This is a genomic window from Rhodohalobacter sp. SW132 (genome assembly GCF_003390325.1).
Lineage (GTDB): Bacteria > Bacteroidota > Rhodothermia > Balneolales > Balneolaceae > SW132.
Window position 1 is genome coordinate 248,503 of the sequence record NZ_QUOK01000005.1, and the last position, 23,073, is coordinate 271,575.

Below are 23,073 nucleotides of genomic sequence, written 5' to 3' on the forward strand. Positions count from 1 at the left end.
CCGGGGCTTTTTATATTTATTCCCATATGGCACATCAGTATTGAATCTGCAAGATTAAGCCACAACACTTCTATTTCCCCGCCCTCTGGTTACTCCTCTGCAATCTGCATAAATACCCTGTTATGCGGATCAACAGTGACGGCAGCACCGGGTTCATACTCCAGCCGAAATACACCATCTTCCGGATTTACAAGTACAATTTCACCATCCACCTCAACTTCAACCGGCATGTGAAAGCGGCCTCCGGATTCCGTTTCCCATTTCATTGACACCTGCTCTTCACCTTTTTCAACCCTCAGCTTCGGAACTTGCGCCTCACGCAGGTACGCCCGGAACATCCAGGACAGATCCTCGCCTGATAACCGGTTCACCAGCGTTAAATAGTCATCGGTCGTTGCATGCCGCATGTGGCTTCCATCCGTGATATTCTCCATTTCAGGATCAGGATATGCAAACCGCCTTAATGATTCGAAGAAGATCTCATCACCCAAATAAAAACGGAGCGTATGCAGGAAAACTGCACCTTTAAAGTAGATATCACCGCCTCTTCCGCCGCCGGTGACTTCGCGGGTTGTCATGCTTTGCAGTGGGGCTGTGGGACTCACAGAGGAGATTCTGCCCTCAAAGTGGCGGATCATCGCGCGGTAGTTCTCCTCTCCGCTGACATGCTCGGTATACAGGGCCTGCATATAGGTACCGAATCCCTCGTGGATCCAAAAATCACGCCAGTCCCACACCGTTACCATGTTTCCCCACCACTCGTGCGCAAGTTCGTGCTGATGGAGATCATCAAAAGGTGCAGGATCACCAAAAAGCACGCCATCTTCAAAGCCGGCTCCATACGCGATTAACGACTGATGTTCCATCCCGAGGTAAGGCGCATGCGCGACTCCGTATTTATCTGCCCTGAACGGATACGGACCGAGAATCTCTTCCAGGTACCTCATCTGATCTGCAAACTGCGGAAACAGCTGCCGCCCTTCCTCCACAAATTCGGGAAGAACCCAGAACGTCATCTCCATCTCACCCCCATTTACATTTTCATACGTATCGGTGATCACTTCGTATGGAGCTGCATTAAACGTAACATTGTAGTTGTTGATGGGTGTGGATACGAACCAGTGCCAGGTTTTATACCCGTCTTCAAGGTTAGTGGTACCTCTGGATCGTCCGTTTGATGCAACAACCAGATCATCCGGCATGGTGATGTCGATGGCAACTGAATCGGGGCGGTCTGACGGATGGTCTTTATTCGGCCACCAAACCCACGCACCGATTGTCTGGCACGCTACCCCTGCCCAGGTTTCGCCCGATGGCGTACGGTCCCAAACCATTCCGCCATCCCATGGCGGGTTTGCAGCCACCACAGGCTTTCCACCATAATGAATCTCAACCACACCCGACTCGCCGGGCTGGCGCGTTTCGGGAAACCAAATGTTAAAGGTCCGGTTCTGGCCACCGCGTGTATATCGAAGGGACTCACCATTCATATTATCGGTAATCTTCTCAATCGAGAGTTTTGGATCCAGCGCCAGTGCGATTGTGTTTGTTGGATTCACAATATCAAAATGAACCTCAACGGAGCCAAATACTGTACTGTCAGCTGGTTCTATCATCAGGTCCAGCGCATAGTGATGTACATTATAGGATGATAGCTCAGGCGTGAGTTCACCGCCCGATTCATAGATAAGATCCTGAGCCTGAACGGTGTAACTGACAGATAGAAGGATAAACAGATAGAAGTATTTCATTTTTGCCATGACCTTGAGAATTTATCTTTTGGTCAAAATAGCAAAAATTAGGATAGTTGGAGAACTCTGCACTAACTTCAATGAATACCTTTAATCCCCGATTCTGTTTGATACTGTTAGATTATATAATTATTCTGTGGGCTTATCTACAGTACCGTGTTTTTTAAAAACTCAGTATTTCAATTACTACTTCGGCAACAAACACATACAAGTACCAGGTTTACCCGAAAGATTCTTTAAAGAATGGCAGAAAAACACACCTTAGAACGTGAATTAGGCCTTACATCCATTATAGCAATCAGTATGGGTGCGATGATTGGCAGCGGTATTTTTATTCTGCCCGGCCTGGCCATGGCAGAAGCCGGACCTGCGGTAATCCTCGCTTTTGTGATTGCGGGTATCCTTGTCTTTCCTGCCGCGATTAGTATTGCAGAGCTTGGCACAGCTATGCCGGAGGCCGGTGGTGATTACATTTTCATCGAGCGCGGCCTTGGCCCGGCTGCCGGAACCATCGCGGGCCTAGGGACATGGCTGATGCTGATGTTCAAAGGAGCGCTGGCTTTAATTGGGGGTATGTTCTATCTCTCCGCGGTTTTTGCCCTGCCAAATGTTGAAACGGTTGCCCTGATCATCGGTACCATTCTGATCCTGGTCAATATTTTCGGGGTGAAACAGACCGGTGGATTGCAGGTCATCATGGTGATTATTATGGTTGCCATTCTGGGAATATTTATCGCAGTAAGCCTGCACAATCTCGAATCAAACCAGTTTTTTCCATTTTTTGATGGTGGATTTTCGGGCCTTCTTGCAGCAACCGTTATGGTTCTGATTTCCTATGGAGGGGTTACAAAAGTTGCAGCTGTTGCCGAAGAAATTGAAAACCCCGATAGGAATCTGCCGCTCGGACTTCTTTTGTCACTTACAGTAACAACCGCGATTTATGCGCTGATTGTTTTCGTTCTTGTGGGCATAATTGAGGGAGAGGCGCTTGCAGGTTCCAATATTCCGATGGTGGATGCCGTTGAACCCTTCTTCGGCTATTTCGGCGTGGTTCTGATTGTTCTTGCCGCTATGCTCGCGCTCATCAGCACGGCCAATGCAGGAATTCTCACCGCTTCCCGCTACCCATTTGCGCTGAGCCGTGACAAGTTAATTCCTGAACTATTTGCCCATATCAGCAAAAGATTCAATACACCCGTGATCGCCATTTTGGTTACAGGCGGTGCAATGCTTGCGATTATCCTGCTTCTTCCGGTTGAAGAGATCGCCAAAACAGCCGGCTCCTTTCAGATTGTGGTGTACATTCTTGTGAATATTGCACTGATAGCGTTCAGAGTTCGGAAACCGGCCTGGTATAATCCGAAGTTTAAAGCACCGCTCTACCCTTGGATCCAGATATTCGGTATTCTGTCGGGCATTTATCTTCTCACCCAAATGGATACTCTTCCGCTGATTGGGGGAGTTGGGATCCTGGTTTTTGGTGTATTCTGGTACTTTGTTTACGGCCGTCAGCGCGTGGATCTCACCCGGGACAGCATATTGAGTGAAGCGATCACGACTTCGATTGAGACCGAGTCTGCGGGAGATCACCTGTACAGAATTGTGCTCCCGATTGCGAATCCCGCACATCAGCATGAGCTTCTGAATATTGCGGCCTCGATCGCATCCACCCGGGAAAATTCCGAAGTGATTTGTGTAAATGTGATCACTGTCCCCGACCAAACGTCTCTTGCCCAGGATCTGCAGTTTGATGAAGAACGTGTTAAACGTCAGGATGAACTGTTTGAAGAGATCCGGGCAGCGGCTAAAAACCTGGATTTTAAACTCAGAACCAGGGCAGTGGTCGGCCGTAACGTAAGTCAGATTGTGCTCAATCTGATCGACAAGGAGCACGCCGATGAAGTGATCCTGGGTTGGAAAGGACGCAAAAAACAACGGACTCACATTCTCGGATCCATCATCGATCCGATTGTTAAAGAAGCACCGTGCCGGGTTACACTCGTTAAATCAGTTCATCAAAAAATTGGTAAAACCGCTGTCTTTGTGGGAACAGGCCCATATTCTATCACCGCAGTGAAACGTGCCTCTGAACTGATCGACAATGTTCCGGAAACCGAACTGACGCTGATAAACGTCCAGGATACCGATCAGGACCTAACCGATGAAGAGTTAAAAGCAAAAGGCGACCGCCTGATACAGCAGATCATCATTGATGCGGCAATTGATCCTGAACATGTGTATTCCAGGACTGTGCTTTCGGACGATGCCAAGAAAACACTTCTTGAGGAGAGTAATAAATTTGACACCATTTTAATTGGTGCTTCCCGCTCATCATCTATCGAGCGCGTGCTCTTCGGCACAATTCCGGAGTATATCGGTGAAAATGCCAAAGGGAATGTTCTGATTGTGAGAGGACGGGAACGAAACATTCGATCAGGAATTCATCTGCTCAAAACGTTCTTCAAACGCCAAAATTCAGATTCTGACTCGTCCAGTAGTTAAATTTACACCTCAGGCACCGAGTGGTTTTTAAGTCAACTCGCTGTATCTTATCATCTAAATGAACTACCTCGGGACAGAGCCCACGAGGTATCAACTTGTATCTATAGTTATTTGTTCAAATATATGTTTTTTAAGAGTGTCCCCCTTTGAAGGGGGACTTTTATCCTTTCCGACAAATTGGGTCGGGAAACTCAACATTATAAAATTAAATTTCACGCATAGCATAACCGATGTCTAAAGTTAAATTCACCACCCACCACGGAATGGTGGATATTCTACCCGATGAAGTTAAAAAATGGCAATTCCTTGAACGACTGATCCATGGAGAGGCTGAAAAGTTTAATTTTGAAGAGATCCGGACTCCCATCATGGAGCAGACGGAGCTCATCATTCGCGGATTGGGTCAGCTTACCGATATTGTATCAAAAGAGATCTTCTCATTCAGTCGGGGAGATGACAATTATGTGCTGCGCCCGGAGCTTACCGCACCTGTAGTACGCGCTTATGTTGAAAATCACCTCGATCAGCGTGGCGGCTCCCAGAAACTATACTACATCGGGCCGATGTTCCGTGCTGAGCGGCCACAAAAAGGGCGACAGCGGCAATTCCACCAGTTTGGTGTTGAGGTGATCGGCAGCAGTGATGCAGTGGCTGATGCCGAAGTGATTGCATTTATGGTGAATATTTATGATAAAATCGGTATCACCAACACCACTTTAAAACTGAACTCTATCGGAGATCCTGAAAGCCGAAAGGCCTACGTAGAAGCTTTGAAGAATCATCTAAAACCAAATTTTGATAAACTAAGCGATATCTCTCAAAAGAGGTTTGAAAACAATCCCCTTCGCATTCTCGATTCCAAAGAAGAGGAGGATCAACCATTTATTGAATCAGCTCCGGTCATCACCGATTATCTGAACGATGAGTCGGTTGCTCACTACATCAAAGTTAAACAGTATTTGAAGGATCTCGGCATTTCATATGAGGAAGATCCCTATCTCGTACGCGGCATGGATTATTACACGCAGACCGCCTTTGAGCTGATCAGTCCCGATCTTGGTGCTCAGGATGCCCTTGCTGGCGGCGGACGATACGATCTGCTGGTTGAAGAAATTGGCGGACAGCCTACACCCGCCGTCGGTTTTGCAGCTGGAATGGAGCGGCTGCTGATTGCGTGCGAAGAGCTTGGAATTCCACTCGGCGATGAAAAAACGGTAGATGCTTATATTGTAACTTTAGGTGAGGAAGCACGTTCATGGGGACTCTCCAAACTGCCCGAACTCCGAAAAGCCGGCGTGTCAGCCACCATGGATTACATGGGGCGATCCATGAAAGCACAAATGAAGGACGCCAACCGGGAAAATGCGTTATATACCATCATAGTTGGCGGAAATGAGCTCCAGGAAGGCAAGTTCACACTCCGGAATATGAAGGAGAGTGATGAAGGATCCTACACCTTCAAAGAGATTCTTGAAAAATTAGTGTCAAGTTAATTTTGATGTGCCGGGTTAATGAAATACCCTCATCCGCTAACTCCGCGTCATCGGATGAGTTGGTGGGGGCAAGATATTACTCTATAAAATTATGCACTGGATAATGCAAAGTCAGGACAATTCACCGGATGAAGCGAATTCATCCGGTGAAGATGTGCACCAAACATACCCGTCGATACATCATTGACACGACAACAGGTATAACTGAAATTTCGGGCGGGAGTTAAATCAGGACAGCTCAGCAATTTTACACGCGCCTGACTCCCGAATCCGCCTGTCGTGCGTTACGAGCGGATACTGTGATAATATCGACGTTGCTGCAATCAAACGGTCAGCCGGATCACCATGAAAGCTATCGGGAAGTTTTCTTTGAGCAGAAACCACTTCTGTATCAACCGGAAGCAGTGTTGCAATACGTGGCTGTACTGCTGCTTCGATCCATTTCTGAAACCCCGGTTTCAGCTCAATCCGGCCTTTTCTCTCGAGCATTTCGGTCTCCCAAACGGTTACCCAGGAAATTGACAGTTCACCTGATTCTGCAGCACGATCGAGAGCTTCCCGTTCTTTATTGTTCAACGCGCCATCTCCTAACAGCCACCAGAGCCAGATGTGTGTATCAAGCAGAAGCATTACTGCTCCGGTTCATTTACCTGCAGTGAGTGATTCCAATCCGGACCCGTGTAGCCTTCAAACCCGGAATCTTCAGGGGAAAGTTTTTTTGATGAGCCGGTTCCATGAAGATTTTTCCAGGGAGCATCATCTGTGGTTTTTTGGACCTCTAACTCTTGCTCGAGCGCATGGGTGAAAAGCTGTTTTAGAGTTACACCCTGCTCAATAGCTTTTTTTTTCGCTTTCTTCATGAGGGAATCCGGAATATCTATTGTTGTTCGCATAAAAACATATTCGCATTTTTATGCTTTAATTTCAACATAAATCTACAGCTATCTTGCCATCAGGGCTTTAACCACTTCCCTGGGATCTTTAGCATTTTTCATGCTTTCCACATCTTTTCCTGGCCGGATTAATTTTGAGATTCGGTTTAGCATCCGGATGTGATCCTGAACCTTCATGTTTTTAGGGCTGAGCAGAACCAGAACGACATGGGCCTGGTTAGCTGTGTTTTCCACATTGATGCCATCCTTCGATATCCCAATAAATAGCACCTGCTGATCCACTTTTGAGGTATGAGATTCATAAAATACCACCCCTGGCATTACCTCTGGTGAGTAATCACTGCTGTTTTCAAGTAAGCGCCGGGTAATTCTTTCAATAGCAATGTTTTCAAAAATCTCGTCACCGGTTATAATGGTTGCAAGTGCCGACTCAATGTCGCGGTTTTCAATATCGAGTTTAATACGGCTGCCGGTAACAATTTCTAAGTTTTGGTTGTAACCCATGCCCTGATCTGCTTCTTCCTCTACTTCAGACGAGTAGATTGTGACGAAGCTCAAATCCGGATACCGTTTGGATATCACCCTGGGCAGCCTGTCGAGACCCGGCCGCCACGAAATTGTACCCTCACGCGCACTAACCAGCGAAAGGAGATCATTTTCACCCAGATTTTCATCCAGCCATTTGGTCATATCCGACCACAGGCTCACTTTAAAAAATTCGACATCCACATCAGGTTTAACTTTCGCAATCCCTTTTTCCACATAAGGATTGCGCTCTTCAGTTGATATGACTACTAAATCCACACCCATCTGTTCGGCCATCAGCTTGAGTGAACGGATGGTTCCCGGGAACCCAATTTCAAGTGATGCAAAGGGCGGTACGGCCACAATCAATCTTTCAAATGTGTTTACCGGTTTTTCAATTTTGCATACCATCACCATTTCGTCTACTTCTTCGAGAAGCTGATCGAGAACACTGCCAAATATTTTACGGCGGGTTGAGACTTCACCATTCCAGCCGATCACAATATTTGTAATTCGTTTCTCTTCCACTGCCCGCGCAATTCCTTTCGCAATATTCAAATCAATGCGCGTAATCGGATTTACAGTCACTTCAGCAGAAGCCGCGTGAATAACAGCGTGACTCAGCATTTTTTCACTCCTGGCCACATTCCCTTCTACATCCACTCCATCCCTGGCAACAGTCAGAGGATAAATCGGCTGGCCCGACTTTATATCCCTCACCATAAAAGCGATATCCATCAATGCATCCGAGGTTTCAGGATTCGCCAGAGGTACCAAAATTCTCTGTGGAGCGTCAGCCGGACTGTACGGTTTGTCTTCCTCCTGCGAGGCAACGATACGGCCATACTTCTCAACCAGCCACGGGCCAAAAAGACAGGAGAATAGTATCAGAATCACAACCGCATTAACGGCAGTCTGATCAAAAAAACCGAGTTCATAACCCAGTAAAGTTACCGCCAGAGTTGCGGCTGATTGAGGCGTTGTAAGGCCATGTATAACAAACCCCTCCTCTTTTGTGTATTTATACGTACCCGTAATAATGGCCGATGCCACTCCCTTTCCAATAATAACAAGCAGGAAGAATGCAATCGCCTTTTCCCAAACATCGTAGCTGGTAAGAACCTGCACATCCACCAGCATTCCCACTGAAATTAAAAAGAATGGAATGAAAAGTGCATTTCCCACAAACTGAATGCGGCTCATGAGCGTACCACTTTCAGGCACAAGACGATTGAGAAGAAGTCCTGCAATAAATGCGCCTATGATGGAAGCCAGACCCGCCAGTTCAGCAAGAAATGCTGTCGTAAAGAGTACAGCCACCATAAACACAAAATCAGTATTATTCTGATATTTGATATTTCTGAAAAACCATCGGCCCAGGCGCGGCAGAATTAATACTGCGGAAATCAAAAAAACGGATACGGATACCACAAAACCTGTCCAGTACCCAATACCTCCTGCTCCGCCCACAGTACCGGCCACAACCGCAAGTATACCGAGTGAAAGCGTATCTGTGACAAGCGTGCCTCCCATCGACATAGTGACGGCCGTATTCTTTGTAATACCAAGCCGTTCAACAATGGGATAGGCCAACAGGGTATGAGAACCAACGATGGCGCCCAGTAAAAGGGATGTTGAGGCTGAATACCCGAGATACTGTGTACCAAGTACATATGCACCTGCAGCCGGGAAAAGGTAGGAAATCATCCCAAACCCGATGCTTCGGTTCCTGAGCTTTTCAAACCGGTTCAGGTCAATCGACAGCCCTGCCATGAACATTAAATAGAGCAGCCCAACCGTACCCAGAAGCTCAATCGTACTATCTCTTTCAAGCAGTCCAAGAATGCTTGGCCCCACAAGAGTACCAGAAAGAATCAGCCCGACGATACCGGGTATCTTCAGCTTGTTGAAAATGAGCGGCGCGAGCAGAATGATGAGCATTACGAGCGCAAAAATCATCACCGGGTCTGAAAAAGGCAGCGAAAATGAAAGTGTGTCGTTCATAAAAAACTAAAATTCAATTGACGTAAATGATAAGGATTCACCGACTGATTAACTATCTCTATCGGGTTTTGGATTCAAACTGCTTTTAAAGTTTAAAACGCTAACCAATATTTCCCGATCTGTAATCATCAACAAAAATCATTTTTAAGATTCCCGGACTGGCTCATTCGTTGTAATTACAAATATAATCATCGGCTCTTCACCGCGGTTGGTTACGGCGTGATAAGCATCGCCCCTCACGGATGTAACACTCCCTTTTTGAACAGGAACAGACCTGATCTCCCCATTTACACTGCTTTTTTCATGATATTCACCTTCACCACTCATTACAACATAAAGCTCCTGCTCACTGCGGGTTCCATGGGTATGAAAACCGGCGCTTACTCCTTTCTCCGGTAAAATCATATATGCCGCAATCCGGTTGTTTACAAGCTCGCCCTCACAAAAAAGCTGCATCAGGTAGACGGTTCCGTTTCCGCCGTACATCTGTTCCCTCTTATCATACCGTGCCACCCCGCGGACCTGTTCTCCCAAGTGATGAACTTCAGGGAGTAAACAGGGTTCAATCCATGCATTAAGTTTCTTTTTTTCCTCGTCGGTGAGCTCTTTTCGTTTCTTTTTCATTATTCTGCTACTGTATATAAATTTTCATTTTTAGAAACATATTCTACGGGTATCACTATAGTCTAACATCATACTTGTCCATCATCATTCTCGGAAATCTAATTATGTGAGGTATTTCCGATCAACATACATTTCTATTAACTTGAGTCAAGTTATCAAAAACCCTAATACAATGAATACGTTTCATTTATGAAAACACGGGCGACATTCCTCAGGTATGCAATCAAATGGCTGACACTCTTTCTTGTTCTCGTCATTGCACCACTTGGTCTCGCTATTATTGGTCATACCGAAGAGTACCGGGGTTTTTGGGTTGAATTTGGGGTAGCACTGGGTTTTATCGGGCTTGCCATGATGGGTTTACAGTTTGTTCTAACGGCGAGATACAGTGGAATAGGCGCTCCTTTCGGCCTGGATGAACTCCTTCAGTTTCACGCAAATGCGGGATATTTTGCATGGGGATTCATCATGGGGCACTTTATCATTTTGTTTCTGGCAGACAGTGAATTTTTAAAATTCCTGGATCCCACCGTAAACCTGCCGCGAACTCTTGCACTATCAGGTGCGATCATTGCAATAACAGCTTTAATTATTACCACTTACTGGCGAGAAAAACTGAATATTTTCTACGAATGGTGGCGGGCCTCTCATGGTCTGTTAGCTCTGTTTGTGGTTTTTGTGGGAACTGTCCATATCATGCAGGTCAGTTTTTATGTATCAGAGATCTGGCAGCAGGTTCTGTGGGTTACGATGTCTGTTGCCGCAATTGGCATGCTGGTTCACAATCGTGTCTGGCGGCCATATCAAATGAAAAAGCGCCCCTGGGAAATTGTATCCGTAACTGAGGAAGTGGACGGAACCTGGTCGGTTGAACTGGAACCTGTTGGCCATGACGGAATGAACTTCATAGCCGGACAGTTTATTTGGATTACTGTGGGTGATTCACCTTTCAGCCTGCAGCAGCATCCCTTTACCATTTCGTCATCTGCTGAACAAAAAAACATTCAGCTTACCATAAAAGAACTTGGAGATTTCACAGCTGAGGTCGGCGAGCTGGAAATCGGCACAACAGCCTTCCTCGAAGGGCCGTACGGGAATTTTACACTCGAATCATCAACCTCACAACACAACGCATTTATCATCGGTGGAATTGGGGTTACGCCGGCCATGAGTATGCTGCGAACGCTGCGTGACCGGGGAGATCAGCGGGAAGTCACCGTTATCTACGGTACACCGTCGAAAGAACTCACCCCGTTTTATGATGAATTCAGAGAGTTATCTGCAGAACTGAACCTGAATGTTGTACATGTATTGGAGGAACCGGATGATTCCTGGGATGGGGAGACCGGTTTTATTGATGAGGATATTATGAAACGGCATCTCTATGATAAAATCTCATCATCAGAATTTTTTATCTGTGGCCCTGCCCCGATGATGGACGTTGTGGAAGGAACTCTTAACGACTGGGGCGTTCCCGTTTACAGGCTCCATTCCGAACGATTTAATATCGCATAACAAAAAACATTTACACTATTAAAACCGCATGTTACACGTATATATCCGTCGAACCGTTTATGTGATTGTTGTAATTCTAATTATCTCTGCGGCAATATTTGCATTCAGATAATGCGATGTAAGGCCTCAAGAAGTTCATCTGCCTCATCCATGGTATTGTAATAGTGAGGCGAAATTCTCAAGATTGAATCAACCCCTTTTGATTTCATATCGATCACACCGGCTGTTCGGGACGCCGCACTTGTGTTGATCTTTTCCTCCCGCAGCCGTTCCACCAGTTTTTCTGGTTGATGATGATCAAACCCCACAGAAACGATCGCACACTGATTCTCCCCGCGGTCAAAGATTCGTGCGCCGGGTAGATCTTCCAATTTTGACCGCATGTACTCCGCCAGTTTGAATGACCGATTTGCAGCAACGTCGATTCCCACTTCCATAGCGTATTCTGCTGCAGCTCCAAGGCCGAGGATCAGCGCATGGGAAAACTCCCAGTTTTCGAATCGGCGAGCGTCCGGTTCAAGCGTGTATTGATCCGGATCTGTCCATGCCGCGCCGTGGGTATCGGGGAAAAGTGGCTCCATACCTCGTTCCAGCATGCGGTTTGAAACATAAAGAAATCCGATTCCTCTCGGCCCTCTGAGAAATTTTCGGGCGGTGGCAGCCAGGAAATCACAGTTCAGGGTTTCTACATCAACCGGAATTTGTCCCACCGCCTGGCAGGCATCCAGAACAAACGTCACTTCCGTTTCCCTGCAGATTTCACCGACAGCCTGTGCGTCCTGCACCAGTCCGGAATTTGTGGGAATCCAGCTCATCAGAACCAGTTTTGGACGTTTCTTTCTGATCAGCTTCCGGACCGATTCGGCATCCACACCGCCGGAGGATAGATCATCAGCCCGTTTAATTTCAACTCCAAATCTCTTCGCAAGGCTCAATAGCATGATTTGGTTTGAGGAATAATCGACGTTGGTTGTAAGAATCGCATCCCCCCGCTGGAAATCAAATGAACTGAGCGCCTGCGAGGTCGCAACGGTGGCGTTCTCAACCATCGCAATGTTGGATGGTTGAGTTTGAATCAAATCAGCAACCGACCGGTAAGCCTTTTCAGTCCGATCATTTTCCAGTTCAGCGGCTTCATATCCGCCGATCCGGGCTTCAAGATTCAGATGTTCGTGAACGGCATCAATCACCGGCTGCGGCATGAGTGCAGCCCCAGCGTTATTGAGATGATTCCGATGTTGACATCCGGGAGTATCATCCCGCCATTTTTGGAGAAGGTTTTCAGCGGACAGCTCTTCAGGTCGGTTATTCATGTTTAAAAAGTACATTTTTTTAACCAAGAGATGTGTACTGATTTTGAATAAAATTCAATTCAACTAAAGTCATGCCGTGCCCCGACACGGCATCTCCCGTTCTCGACCGAATTCTAAACCCTGCCACTGACTCACACTTACTCCATGCCAAAGATGGGAGATTGCGGGTCTGGGCCCGCGATGACAGTGGATGGTTTTGAACCAATTGAAGTCATCCCGGACGCTGATCCGGCGTCTCCCATTCTCCTCCAAATTCTAAACTCTGCCTACTGGCTCATAAGCAAGGTCTTTTGCAAAAAAGACAAACCCGGACTATCGATTCCGGATTTGTTATTGTTTTAACGTTTACTCTGAATGCTCTAAAGCGTCCTCTCGTCTCTCGATATAATTCCACTGAATGCAATCCTGTTGCCATACTCTTTGAAGTTCAGCACCTGTTCCATGCTGCCATCCGATAGAATGATGTTATACTCTGTCTGATAAGTATCAAAGTCTTTTACAATCTTCTCATTGGCAATCATATGCCATCCTTCATATTTATCATAAAAAATAAATTCCAGGATGGCGTGTGGGATGTGAGTATCATTAATACGTAACAACGATTCGACAAGATTCCCATCTTTATCATAGGTTGCTCGCACGTTAATTTTTGCTCCTTTTCCACTCAAAACATAGTGAGTTGCTTGTTTGTGAGATAGATTTTTGAGTTTCCAGTTCCATCCCCTGCTTTTGAGGAAATCATCGTTTTTCATACAGTGAATGGTTCTCAAAAAAGGATAATCTTCTTCAAGTATAGTATTAATGGGTTTCCTGTCAGTTTCAAACGAACCCATGTTTGTGCAATCCGCAATTTCATAATCTGTAATTACTATCGATGCATCTTCCGACGACTGTGCATGCAACGAACTGAATAACAGGAAAAGAAATGCAGTAATAACTACTATTAGTGTGATATTTGATGTTCTCATAATTCCTCTTGTTTAACTTTTTGATTGTGCCATCTAATACGGCGTTTAATTTTCACCAATGAGATTTTAATCTCTCACTTTTTCATCATCTATATTGACGCTAGGTAAACTGTACTGATGTATCTCTGTAATTAATGTAAATACCCGAATGAATAGATTCTCTCGTATATCGTTCAGATAGTGACAATTTTGATTCACAGTGAACGTGGGGTGTTTATACTACCGCAGTTACAGTGCTAATTGAGGGGTAAAGAACGAGGATTAGTCGAATTTTTTTGTAACTACTACTTTAGAAAGGCTGCAAAAAAATGATAGTAAATTTCGCTTTAGTTAAATTTACAGGCAAACAAATAACCCTCCAAGAGTTTCGAACTATTGGAGGGTTTGATGAAAGTTTTTTGAAGAGCATTAACAATTTGTTTCAACTTTAAAATTGAACTTAGGTACAAAAAATAAATCGCAGTTTTACCTCACCACACTCGCTGTTAGCTCGATATCCGCATGTTTCCAGGACTCATCAAACCGGACTTTTACCTGCCGGGCTTCAGTCGCTTTTCCCTGGGCGTCAAGGCTCTGCCAGAGGCCGAACAGTGACCAGCCGTTTTTGGGAAATTCATCCAGATCCTCTCTATACACTGTTTCTGCTTGTTCAGCCATTCCGGCATCAAGCAAAACAGCACCCAGTTTTTGCCGCACCGGGTAGAACCACTTTGGCGGTTCGTCGTAGGGGATCTCACTTTCAATCACCAGGGCATCCTCAAATTTTGAAATGGCTGTATCGTAATCTTCATGTCCGGCCGCGATCTCTCCCTCCAAAACATAACGGGCAATCTTCAGGAGATTCCTGTGATCCGGATCGATCTCCAGCGCTTCATCTTCTGCTATGCTAATGATCTGTCCCAGCTCTTGATCAGCCAGATCGAAATCCCCGCGTGCTGAATAGGCTTTTCCGCGCGCGTAATGCCAAATTCCATCTGAATAGAACAGATTCTCACCAGGTTCCGGATGGCTCATAATTTCATCCCACATTCCAAAGCGGACATATGCAAAAAGCGGAATCACCTTAAAGTGCTCCAGCAGCGGGATTCCTGTTGCATGAATGGCTTCCTCATGTACAAGATCTGCTGTTTGATGCGCCGCTTCGATACTGAGATCTTTTCGTCCTTCAAGAGTGGCCGTTGCCCACAAAAAGTGCTGATTGTGGGGAACATACACCAGGGGATAAACACCCTGCGCGTTGCACTGTGCTACATAATCATTATCGGATTCTATGGCCCGCTGGTTGGCAAGCGTTCCTTCGTGATATTCCCCGACACGGATATAGGTATGAGACGGCATATGCACCAGGTGGCCCGCACCCGGAACGGCCAGCCTGAGATTGTTAGCACTTTCCAGCGCAAGTTCAGGCGTGCTTGAGGCTTCCGTGGCATGGATATAGAGGTGATTAACTCCGATGTGATGCGGATTTACTTCTATCACTGACTCCAATACCGACAGTATTTTGGGAGTCCACGGCTGTGGGTCACCGTTTTTTGCCCAGAAATCCCACGGATGCAGATCCATCAGCGCTTCCGCATAGAGTGCCTGTATATGCTGGTCATCCGGGTACGTATTGGCAAGTTTTTCCATTGCTTCGGAATAGGCAATATCGAGCGAAGTCCGATCTTCCGGAGGATTTTCTTCGTAGCGGGTTGACAACGCGTTGATAAAATCCTGCTCTTTTTGTGTTCCGTTTGCCTTCAATTCCTGAGCTTTTTGAAGAGCCTCCCATGCCACCGGAATGGCAGGTTCCATCATCGGTACATTCAGATTCGGGCCTTGTACCAGGGCAATTCCCCACCAAGGCATCGGGTGATCAGGGTCCAGTTCAGCCGCCTGTCGAAAACTTCGTTCTGCCTCCGCATGATTGAAGGCAAACGTAAGTATCATTGCTTGATTGAAAAACCGCTGAGCCAGATCGTCGTCCGTGGAGATCTCAAAATGAGTATCTCCCATTCCTTCGAGAAGTGGAGCAAACTGGCCCTCAAATAGGTTTCGGTTTTCATCTGCCTGTTGGGCGTTAGCAAAACCGAAACATCCAAAAATCAAGAATAGTGTAGAAATTAGTTTGCGCTTCATGATTTACTCCGGTCTGATATTCTGGTTGATATGGAAAAAGTTTTCCGGGTCATATTTGGCTTTTACTTTCTGCAGTCGCTTGTAATTATCACCGTACGAAGCTTCTACACGATCCTGCCCTTCCTCCATCATAAAATTGATGTAGGATCCTCCCAGCGTGTGAGGGTGTACGGCTTTCCAGTAATCCCGGGCCCATGTTTTGATTTTTTCAGTATTCTCAGGATCGGGATCTACGCCTACGATCACCATTGACCACCAGGCGTCCCGCTTGTTCCACGCCGTTTCATCGCTTCCAGCCTCGTGTGCGGCACCATCCACCGGATAGAGATGCATGGTGGATTGAGAAGTAGGGACTTCGGCAAACTTTTTGTGTTCCTGAATGGCTTCATCACTCAAATCTTTGACAAAATCACCCTTCCAATACCATTGGTGACCTTTGGGATAAAGGGCGTCAAACATCGACTGCAGCGCCGGATATGGCATCTCAACGGTAAATTCAAACAGCGGCTCAGCTACATCACGGGCTTGCTGCACAAATCCTTCAAACTGGTCCCCCGGGCCCGTGTAGCACCATAGCAGTCCGCACACTTTTTTACCATGAATCTCTTCCGGAAATGGATCACCGGCAGCCACTTCCGCTACAAGGTAGAAAGCGTACACATCGTCCGGCATTTCAGGAAGCCAGTCGCGATACCACTTCATGGTGATTTCAAGCTGATCAATTGGCCAGAATAGCGGACCGGCGATCACATTTTTAACGGGATGCAGCCGGTATTCAAATGAAGTTACAACCCCGAAGTTTCCGCCGCCGCCGCGCAAAGCCCAATACAGGTCTGCATTTTCTTTTTCATCTGCGTGTACAAGTTTTCCATCGGCAAGTACAACGTTCGCGCTAATGAGATTATCAATGGTGAGGCCATATTTACGGGTCAGGTATCCGTGCCCGCCTCCGAGTGTCAGTCCGCCCACACCCGTTGTGGAGATAACTCCGCTGACCGTTGCCAGGCCGTAATCATGAGTTGCGGTATCCACCTCACCCCAGGTGCAGCCGGCCTCAACACAGGCTGTTCTATTTTCAGCATCTATCAGGATGCCTTTCATTGGAGACAGATCGATTACCAGTCCGTCATCCACCAGTGCAAGGCCGGGGCCACTGTGCCCGCCGCTTCGAATGGACACCTCCATTTTTTTATCTTTGGCATATTTTACAGCCTCTATGACATCATCCGCTGATTTACACTTTGCAATAAGCGCCGGCCGCTTATCGATCATTCCGTTGTATATGCTGCGCTCCTCATCATAGGTTGCATCACCGGGGCGAATGAGTTCCAGGTTCAGATTGTGTTTTAAATCACTTGTTACTGTTTCCATAGGTCTCTTGTTTTTTTGTGTTAATTGAGTACAGTTGGGTAAAAAATCAGACCCTGACAGGACTTTTGGACAATGTCAGGTCTTGTGATAAAGTCGATAGATGTCTCTTCAACTCTATTGTCAATCTATTCGAGAGGGAGGTGTGAATCCATCACATTCCGTTCAATAAGTAACAATTTTGAATCATATATAGGCTTAGTGGCTGAACTTTGAAAACATGAGCATCCTAAAACGGAGCGACAGGAGTAAAAGAGATTAAAGGCAATTAATTGCTACCGTATTTTAACATCTCCATTGGCCAATCGCACCTGTCCACTTACCTTAAATGAATGGCTGGCATCAGTTAAACCACGATCCATTAATTCTTTTGAGATCGCCAATGCTGTGGCTTTGTCAACGACAAAATTATTGTCTACAGGCACCTTTAATTTCGCCTGCAATTCACGCACCTTCTTGATGGTATCTTTTCCGGCGATGCTTTTGATAACCACCTCCTGGGAAACAGAAAACCCCAATGCAGCCAGTGCCTTTTGAAGTAAACTTACGTTATGGGTTTGTTGGTTCCGGGTAATGGGTTTCAGTGGAGTTTTCATGATTTCGCATTTTAAATGTTACATATAGTCACTTCATTTTAGTATTTATTTATTCTGTGGATGTTTTTTTTCATCAACTCAAATATTTTCTAAATACAATGGTAAAAATCTTTGATAAAGACTCTTATCGCTATATCTGTAGTTTATTTGTTGTAGTCATTATACTATTTCAGAAATATTTCATGTTTTATCCTGCAAATTCCAGGATAGCGAATTTTTCTTGTCATCAATGGAGAACTCCAATTTGACCAGCCACTTATCGGATTGTGGTGAGTAATCTGCGGTCCAATTCCCTTGTTGGTTACTAACTATAATAGTTTTTTGCTTGCAGCATTAGCCGGTATAGAAGAGATATTTACTTACTTCGCTATCTCCTTTAAATCTTGTTTGTAAGGCTTATTATTGTTGTAGGCTATTAATAGCATTAATAACAGGACAGTGGTATAAAGGAAATAATTCGATTTAGGTATTTGGTTATTTTTAGACATGTTGCGATTATTTCAAAAGTCAAGCTTTTAATTGATCTGCAGAGTCACCTACATTTTTTACTCCATACAGTTTCTCTCTGTATTCATGAAATGCCTTTTTGAAATTAACTTTTGCATTTACTGGGAAATTAAAAGTAAAAACAAATGGTGATGGATTAGCATTTTCTGGATTCTCTCTTTGTTCATGGTATTCGTGTAACCAAACCAGGTAATGACTGATTAGATTTTCAGCATCTTCTAGCAGATGCGTTGGAATTAGATATGCTTTATGAAGTAAAATATTCAGTATTGTTTCATTGCCATGCTTTAGCATTTCAGTTTCTGTATATTTATTCTTCGGTTTGTATAGTTCTAATGCTTTACCTGTTTTTACAAACGACATATAAAGAGGAGCTAATAATTCCTCCAGTACTCTTTTTTTAAATTCATCCCCTTCCTTCTGTTCCTGAAGAATAAACTCTAGCCTCTTTAAGTATTCCGCATTTTTATTTTCCAATGCCGCTTCGTGATCAGCCAATTCTTTTTTTAATTCTTTTTCCCGGTTGAAAAGTAGTAGTTTCACCAATCCTGCTGCAACACCGCCAGTGAGCAGGATCTCACCGATTTGTAAAATAATTTCCAGTGTAGACATTGTTTTATGTTTTTATTTTTGAATTATTGTCTTATCTAAACATCTAGCCCCCTCTTCTAAAAACCATTGCCTAAAATGAAGTAGATGTTTGCGTTTCTAAAGTGTTTATAAGCCCCTTCCTTTCATCTGCCATCACTGCATTATAATTGATTTATTTCTACGGCCCGATCACCTCAACATCATAAATTACATTGCTATCATTTAATGTCTTCATCTGTACTTTTGCTCGAGTCAACCCCCATGTACCAATGGAAATTTTCTTTTCACTACTACCATCCAATGTTTGAGTTTGACGATTTTTTGATAGCCAGCCGAATCCATATCGAGCTCTAATTTTCGCCCCTGGCGGGTTTCGAAAATAGAATCTGATTTTTGCACGTGACCAGTGCGTTTCCAGTGTTCGCCACTTACCGGCTTTAACAAATACGGTTTTAGATATTCTTGACATTTTAAAATCATTTTTTATGGTTTCTATTACATTTTCTAATTGATCTGATCTCCTTAACCCATTTTTTCCACAAAACACCGTAAAACACTAAAAATGGTGTTAAAAAAATGATCATGTTCTAGATTTTGACTGGAATCTGTATCAAAGTGGTATTTTTTCCGACCTTTTCAGAATCCGTTTGCTGATATAAATTTATCGGGTCTTCATTAATACAAAAAATCCGCCGGGAGATAATTTAATTGTTCAATAACAGCGTACCTGTACGTTTTCGCAACAGATAGTTAAACAAGCCGTATCATTGCTCCTTTTAATTATCTGTGTAATAATCCTGAATATGTATTAAAATTCAGCTGCCCTTCCGGAAGGCACGCTCAATTGTAAATGCTTTAAATCAATCACAAGTATCAATCTCAATCCTTAATGCAACGGACGGAGTAACCTAACGCGCGGAGCGTGCTGCTCATGAAGGTATTACTGCTATTGAAGACCAGTGATCGTGAGTCGGCACCGGAAACCGTACTAGACCAATAGCGGCCGTGGGAGCCAACATTGTAAAGCGAACCATTGCCGACGTCGCGGTCGCCCGCTACAGGCAATTTCAGAGGGGATGCTAAAGCTCCGGCCACATTCTTACTGCTCCAACTATTCACTTCTGCCTCCCACTCGGCCTGGGTTGGCAATCGGTAACCCCACGGGCACGGGTTATTTTGCCTATTTACTCCCTGCCACAGATTGTCATTTTGCGGGCTGCGCCAGTCGTATGGACTGTAAGGCGACAGGATAAAATCCCCGTGCCCAGGCGTATCGGTGCTGCTTAACTTAAAGGTTGTGACGGAAGTTCGTTTTCCGTGCCCGTCTGCAGCCCGGCCCCACTGGTAGAGGTCGCCATAGGAGTGCGGGTCTGTGCTCGTTGTTGCTGCCCGGCTGGCACCCAAGTTGCGATCCATCCAGGTTTTTCCAGTTGCCGGGTTGGTTACATCAACGACTTCAGTAGTCGTATCCCTTGGCCAAGCAGAGTCGGTTATGAATTTTCTTTGGTTTCCATAAGCAGTTCCTGCACTGTTTGTGGCGTAGGAACGCACAAAATATTGAGTAAAGGAAGAAAGATTGTTTAGAGTACTGGTAAAGCTTCCAATCCCACTGCCGTCGGATGTGCAACTGTCGTTTAATGTAGGATTTTGTGAAGTACTCCAGCAAATACCTCTGACAGTTACAATTGACCTCCCATCATCTGTGACATCCCCACCGCTTTGGGCTGAATCTTCTGTGATTGATCGTACCGAACCTGTGCCCACGGTTGGAAGAGTAAAAAAGTCCGCCACGATACTTTTAGGTTTATCTACGGTAATTTCAAGAGGATTTTCTGAACCACTCAAATCCCCCTCCCAGTGACTAAACATCCAACCCTCTGCAGGAACCGCATCCAACTCTACCACGGTCCCTTCAGCGTAGTCTGTGGTTTTTTGCTGTACGACAGTCTCCGTAACGGTACCATCTCCTTCAACATCAACCGTTAAAGCATGCATGCGCTTCTCAAAGGAGCCAATCATTGTGAAATTTTGGGTCATCGAAAGATTTAAGGGATTCGCCGTGGAGACCACATCCCCCTGCCATCCGGTAAACACCCATCCTTCATTGGCCGTGGCCTGCAGGCTGATAGCTTCTCGCTCATCAAAACTGCCTTGTGCGGGGGAGATGGCCCCGCCCTCAACCGGCGTTACCGATGTGGTTAAGGTAAACATTGCGGGTGGTGTATTTTCCGTACCGCAAGAGACAACAATCAGAGTTACGGATGCCAAGAATAATACAAAGATTGATATTCGTTTCATGCTTTCGTTGTCTTGGTATTCTATTTCACATGGAAAAAGTCATCTGGGTCGTATTTGGCTTCTACATTCTGCAAATTCCTGCAATTATCATCTTCTGGAAGGACAATCTCTCCGTTCAATTTTTCTTCTAATCTGCTGATTGCTTTGTCTGATTTCATGGTGGTTAGGGTTGATTAGATTGAATTTGCAAGTATTGTATAGGTCGCAATAGAGTATAATATCACAATGACTCTGACAGGAGCTCTCTGTCGTTCGCACTCTGTCAGGTCATTTATCCTTCAATCAGCGGCGAAAAATGTTCGTGCGTAATCTTCCAGCCTTGCTCTGTGTTTACAAGAACAATGGTTGTCTGGTAATGCAGTTGTTTGATCTCGCCTGCAATAGTGGGGCGGAAATCCGCATGATATGTAACCACGGCAACCTCTCCGAATACATTGATTTTCAGATCATTCGTATCGTACTCCCAATCGGAGATCGCTGCAACTAAATCCCTCTCACCCTTCTCATTCGCCTCTGAGCCTTCACGCGGCAGCCCGTCTTTGAAATGAGTGAATTTGGGTCCGTAAGCATGAAATGAAATAAGTTTGTCGGCATCCCTGTCAATGAGGCTTTGAAACGTTTCGTCTATGACTTCCTGGATTTCAGCCTGGGCCTCGGGAAATGTATCATTGATAAGGTCAGGCTTTTGAATGTTCTCTTCACCTGATGCGGAGCCTTGCTGGCATCCGGCCATGGCGACAAGGAAAGCGATAGGTATAAGTACGGCTACTATATTTCTCATGATCTTCTGTTTAATATTGTTGTAAAAATCTCTGCCGGGCACTTTTTAGCAGGTTATTACGATGTCTTATGGATTAATCTATTCGGGAGGAGGGCGGAGATCCACCACATTTCGTTCAATAAGTAGCAATTTTGATTCATAACCCTGGACTGGCAGAATCAAACCCTGACCACTCATCGGATAACACGAATTCATTCGATAAAAAAATATCCTCGGAAATAGTGTCGTTATTCAGATCATACAGAAACATGATTAAAAACTACTGTACAAATCAGACAAAATTACGATACACCTGGCGCATCAAGGTAGTCTTGGGAGAGAGGATTGATCACCTGATGTAACTCTGAAGGGGGGAGTGCGACTTTATTCCTGAAGTCGCGGGCTAAATGGGCAACATCGTAATAACCGGCCTTAAACGCGATTTCGGCCAGGCTTGCATTTGGATTTTGCTGAATGAGTTCCATGGCATAATGAACCTGCCAGATTTTGGCATATGCCTGGGGAGAAAGCCCCACTTTTAGTTGAAACTGCCTGTTTAGCGTCCGTCTGCTCATAAAACACTGTTTTGCAAGTTTTTTAACTGATATTATGCCTCTTTTTTTAATGATACTATTTACAGTGTGATAAATGGGATCATTCAGAAAGATTGTTTTAGGGGGGAGAGCTTCCTCAAAAAACTGGTGTATGTAAGGATCATCAAACGATGTAATTTTATAATCCGATTCCACTTTCTCCAGGAGTTGTCCATTCGAATCGATAATTCTGCAGATTCTGACCTGCCGGTTTAACAATTCATACATAGGGATTTTTAAAAAGTGATAGCCAACCACGGGATGCACTTTCATTGCATAACCGCCACCGGTTCCTGTTTGCTTGATCTTTAACGAACTATCGGTAAACAAACCGGAAATGTACAGGTGGTTGGGCCGGGTTACCGATCCTTCATAGTTTAGGAACCGTGTTTCAATATCATTCCCGGTAACCATTGTAAAGGTAAGGAAACCAATTCGTGGAAAAACGGTTATAAACTGCTCAGGAATTGAAAAAGCAACATAGGAGAATGAAAGCCTGTAATCACATATTGCCTTTTCTCCTGAGCCGAACTGCAATCTGTTTTTTGATCCCGGTATCGTGACGGTTTTCAATTTCATTGTCTCTTGTCCAATTGGTTGAAAGGCTAAAATAAATCAAAGGAATCTGAAATATTTCAAAGCATACCAGTAATC

19 protein-coding genes are annotated in these 23,073 nt (G+C 45.1%); 3 read left to right on the forward strand and 16 right to left on the reverse strand.

Annotation, left to right across the window (positions count from 1 at the left end):
* Positions 1-89: 89 nt before the first annotated feature.
* Positions 90-1,760 (reverse strand): M1 family metallopeptidase, encoded by a 1,671-nt coding sequence (locus DYD21_RS11665; RefSeq protein ID WP_116036847.1) that lies wholly within the window; start codon positions 1,758-1,760, stop codon positions 90-92.
* Between the two features lie 234 nt (positions 1,761-1,994).
* Here DYD21_RS11665 and DYD21_RS11670 point away from each other — a divergent pair, with 234 nt between their 5' ends.
* Positions 1,995-4,253, forward strand: coding sequence for an amino acid permease (locus tag DYD21_RS11670; RefSeq protein WP_116036850.1), 2,259 nt, complete (start codon positions 1,995-1,997; stop codon positions 4,251-4,253).
* Between the two features lie 230 nt (positions 4,254-4,483).
* A complete protein-coding gene (gene hisS, locus DYD21_RS11675) occupies positions 4,484-5,746 on the forward strand; it encodes a histidine--tRNA ligase (protein ID WP_116036852.1) in 1,263 nt (420 codons plus the stop codon).
* A gap of 228 nt (positions 5,747-5,974) precedes the next feature.
* Here hisS and DYD21_RS11680 read toward each other — a convergent pair whose 3' ends face one another.
* The 4 genes from DYD21_RS11680 to DYD21_RS11695 all read right to left on the reverse strand — a co-directional run bounded on the left by DYD21_RS11680 (position 5,975) and on the right by DYD21_RS11695 (position 9,792).
* Positions 5,975-6,376, reverse strand: coding sequence for a type II toxin-antitoxin system VapC family toxin (locus DYD21_RS11680; RefSeq protein ID WP_116036855.1), 402 nt, complete (start codon positions 6,374-6,376; stop codon positions 5,975-5,977).
* Positions 6,376-6,639, reverse strand: coding sequence for a hypothetical protein (locus DYD21_RS11685; protein WP_116036857.1), 264 nt, complete (start codon positions 6,637-6,639; stop codon positions 6,376-6,378). Before DYD21_RS11685 ends, DYD21_RS11680 begins: the two co-directional genes overlap by 1 nt.
* A gap of 48 nt (positions 6,640-6,687) precedes the next feature.
* A complete protein-coding gene (locus DYD21_RS11690; protein WP_116036860.1) occupies positions 6,688-9,168 on the reverse strand; it encodes a cation:proton antiporter in 2,481 nt (826 codons plus the stop codon).
* Between the two features lie 144 nt (positions 9,169-9,312).
* A complete protein-coding gene (locus tag DYD21_RS11695) occupies positions 9,313-9,792 on the reverse strand; it encodes a cupin domain-containing protein (protein ID WP_116036862.1) in 480 nt (159 codons plus the stop codon).
* A gap of 189 nt (positions 9,793-9,981) precedes the next feature.
* Between DYD21_RS11695 and DYD21_RS11700 the strand changes: the two genes are divergently transcribed.
* Entirely contained in the window at positions 9,982-11,307 is a 1,326-nt protein-coding gene (locus tag DYD21_RS11700) for a ferric reductase-like transmembrane domain-containing protein (protein ID WP_116036865.1), read from the forward strand.
* Positions 11,308-11,411: 104 nt separating this feature from the next.
* Here DYD21_RS11700 and DYD21_RS11705 read toward each other — a convergent pair whose 3' ends face one another.
* From DYD21_RS11705 to DYD21_RS11755, 11 genes are all read right to left on the reverse strand, one after another.
* The gene (locus tag DYD21_RS11705) at positions 11,412-12,620 is read right to left on the reverse strand and encodes an aminotransferase class V-fold PLP-dependent enzyme (RefSeq protein WP_116037139.1); all 1,209 of its coding nucleotides are present in this window, start codon (positions 12,618-12,620) and stop codon (positions 11,412-11,414) included.
* A 359-nt stretch (positions 12,621-12,979) separates the two neighbouring features.
* Positions 12,980-13,588, reverse strand: coding sequence for a hypothetical protein (locus tag DYD21_RS11715; RefSeq protein ID WP_116036871.1), 609 nt, complete (start codon positions 13,586-13,588; stop codon positions 12,980-12,982).
* A gap of 465 nt (positions 13,589-14,053) precedes the next feature.
* Positions 14,054-15,706 carry a hypothetical protein gene (locus DYD21_RS11720; RefSeq protein ID WP_116036873.1) on the reverse strand — a complete coding sequence of 551 codons (1,653 nt, stop codon included), beginning with the start codon at positions 15,704-15,706 and terminating at the stop codon, positions 14,054-14,056.
* A gap of 3 nt (positions 15,707-15,709) precedes the next feature.
* The gene (locus DYD21_RS11725) at positions 15,710-17,077 is read right to left on the reverse strand and encodes an FAD-binding oxidoreductase (RefSeq protein WP_199535522.1); all 1,368 of its coding nucleotides are present in this window, start codon (positions 17,075-17,077) and stop codon (positions 15,710-15,712) included.
* A gap of 272 nt (positions 17,078-17,349) precedes the next feature.
* The gene (locus DYD21_RS11730; protein WP_116036876.1) at positions 17,350-17,670 is read right to left on the reverse strand and encodes a peptidoglycan-binding domain-containing protein; all 321 of its coding nucleotides are present in this window, start codon (positions 17,668-17,670) and stop codon (positions 17,350-17,352) included.
* A gap of 507 nt (positions 17,671-18,177) precedes the next feature.
* A complete protein-coding gene (locus DYD21_RS11735; protein WP_116036879.1) occupies positions 18,178-18,789 on the reverse strand; it encodes a hypothetical protein in 612 nt (203 codons plus the stop codon).
* Positions 18,790-18,946: 157 nt separating this feature from the next.
* A complete protein-coding gene (locus tag DYD21_RS11740) occupies positions 18,947-19,237 on the reverse strand; it encodes a hypothetical protein (protein ID WP_147303569.1) in 291 nt (96 codons plus the stop codon).
* Between the two features lie 410 nt (positions 19,238-19,647).
* Positions 19,648-21,066: an FISUMP domain-containing protein gene (locus DYD21_RS11745; protein WP_116036884.1), complete on the reverse strand. Its 1,419-nt coding sequence runs from the start codon at positions 21,064-21,066 to the stop codon at positions 19,648-19,650.
* Between the two features lie 20 nt (positions 21,067-21,086).
* Positions 21,087-21,224, reverse strand: a complete 138-nt coding sequence (locus DYD21_RS21070) for a hypothetical protein (RefSeq protein WP_158551602.1) — start codon at positions 21,222-21,224, stop codon at positions 21,087-21,089.
* Between the two features lie 113 nt (positions 21,225-21,337).
* A complete protein-coding gene (locus DYD21_RS11750) occupies positions 21,338-21,847 on the reverse strand; it encodes a nuclear transport factor 2 family protein (RefSeq protein ID WP_147303570.1) in 510 nt (169 codons plus the stop codon).
* 281 nt (positions 21,848-22,128) lie between these two features.
* The gene (locus DYD21_RS11755; protein WP_116036889.1) at positions 22,129-22,998 is read right to left on the reverse strand and encodes a helix-turn-helix domain-containing protein; all 870 of its coding nucleotides are present in this window, start codon (positions 22,996-22,998) and stop codon (positions 22,129-22,131) included.
* Positions 22,999-23,073: the final 75 nt, after the last annotated feature.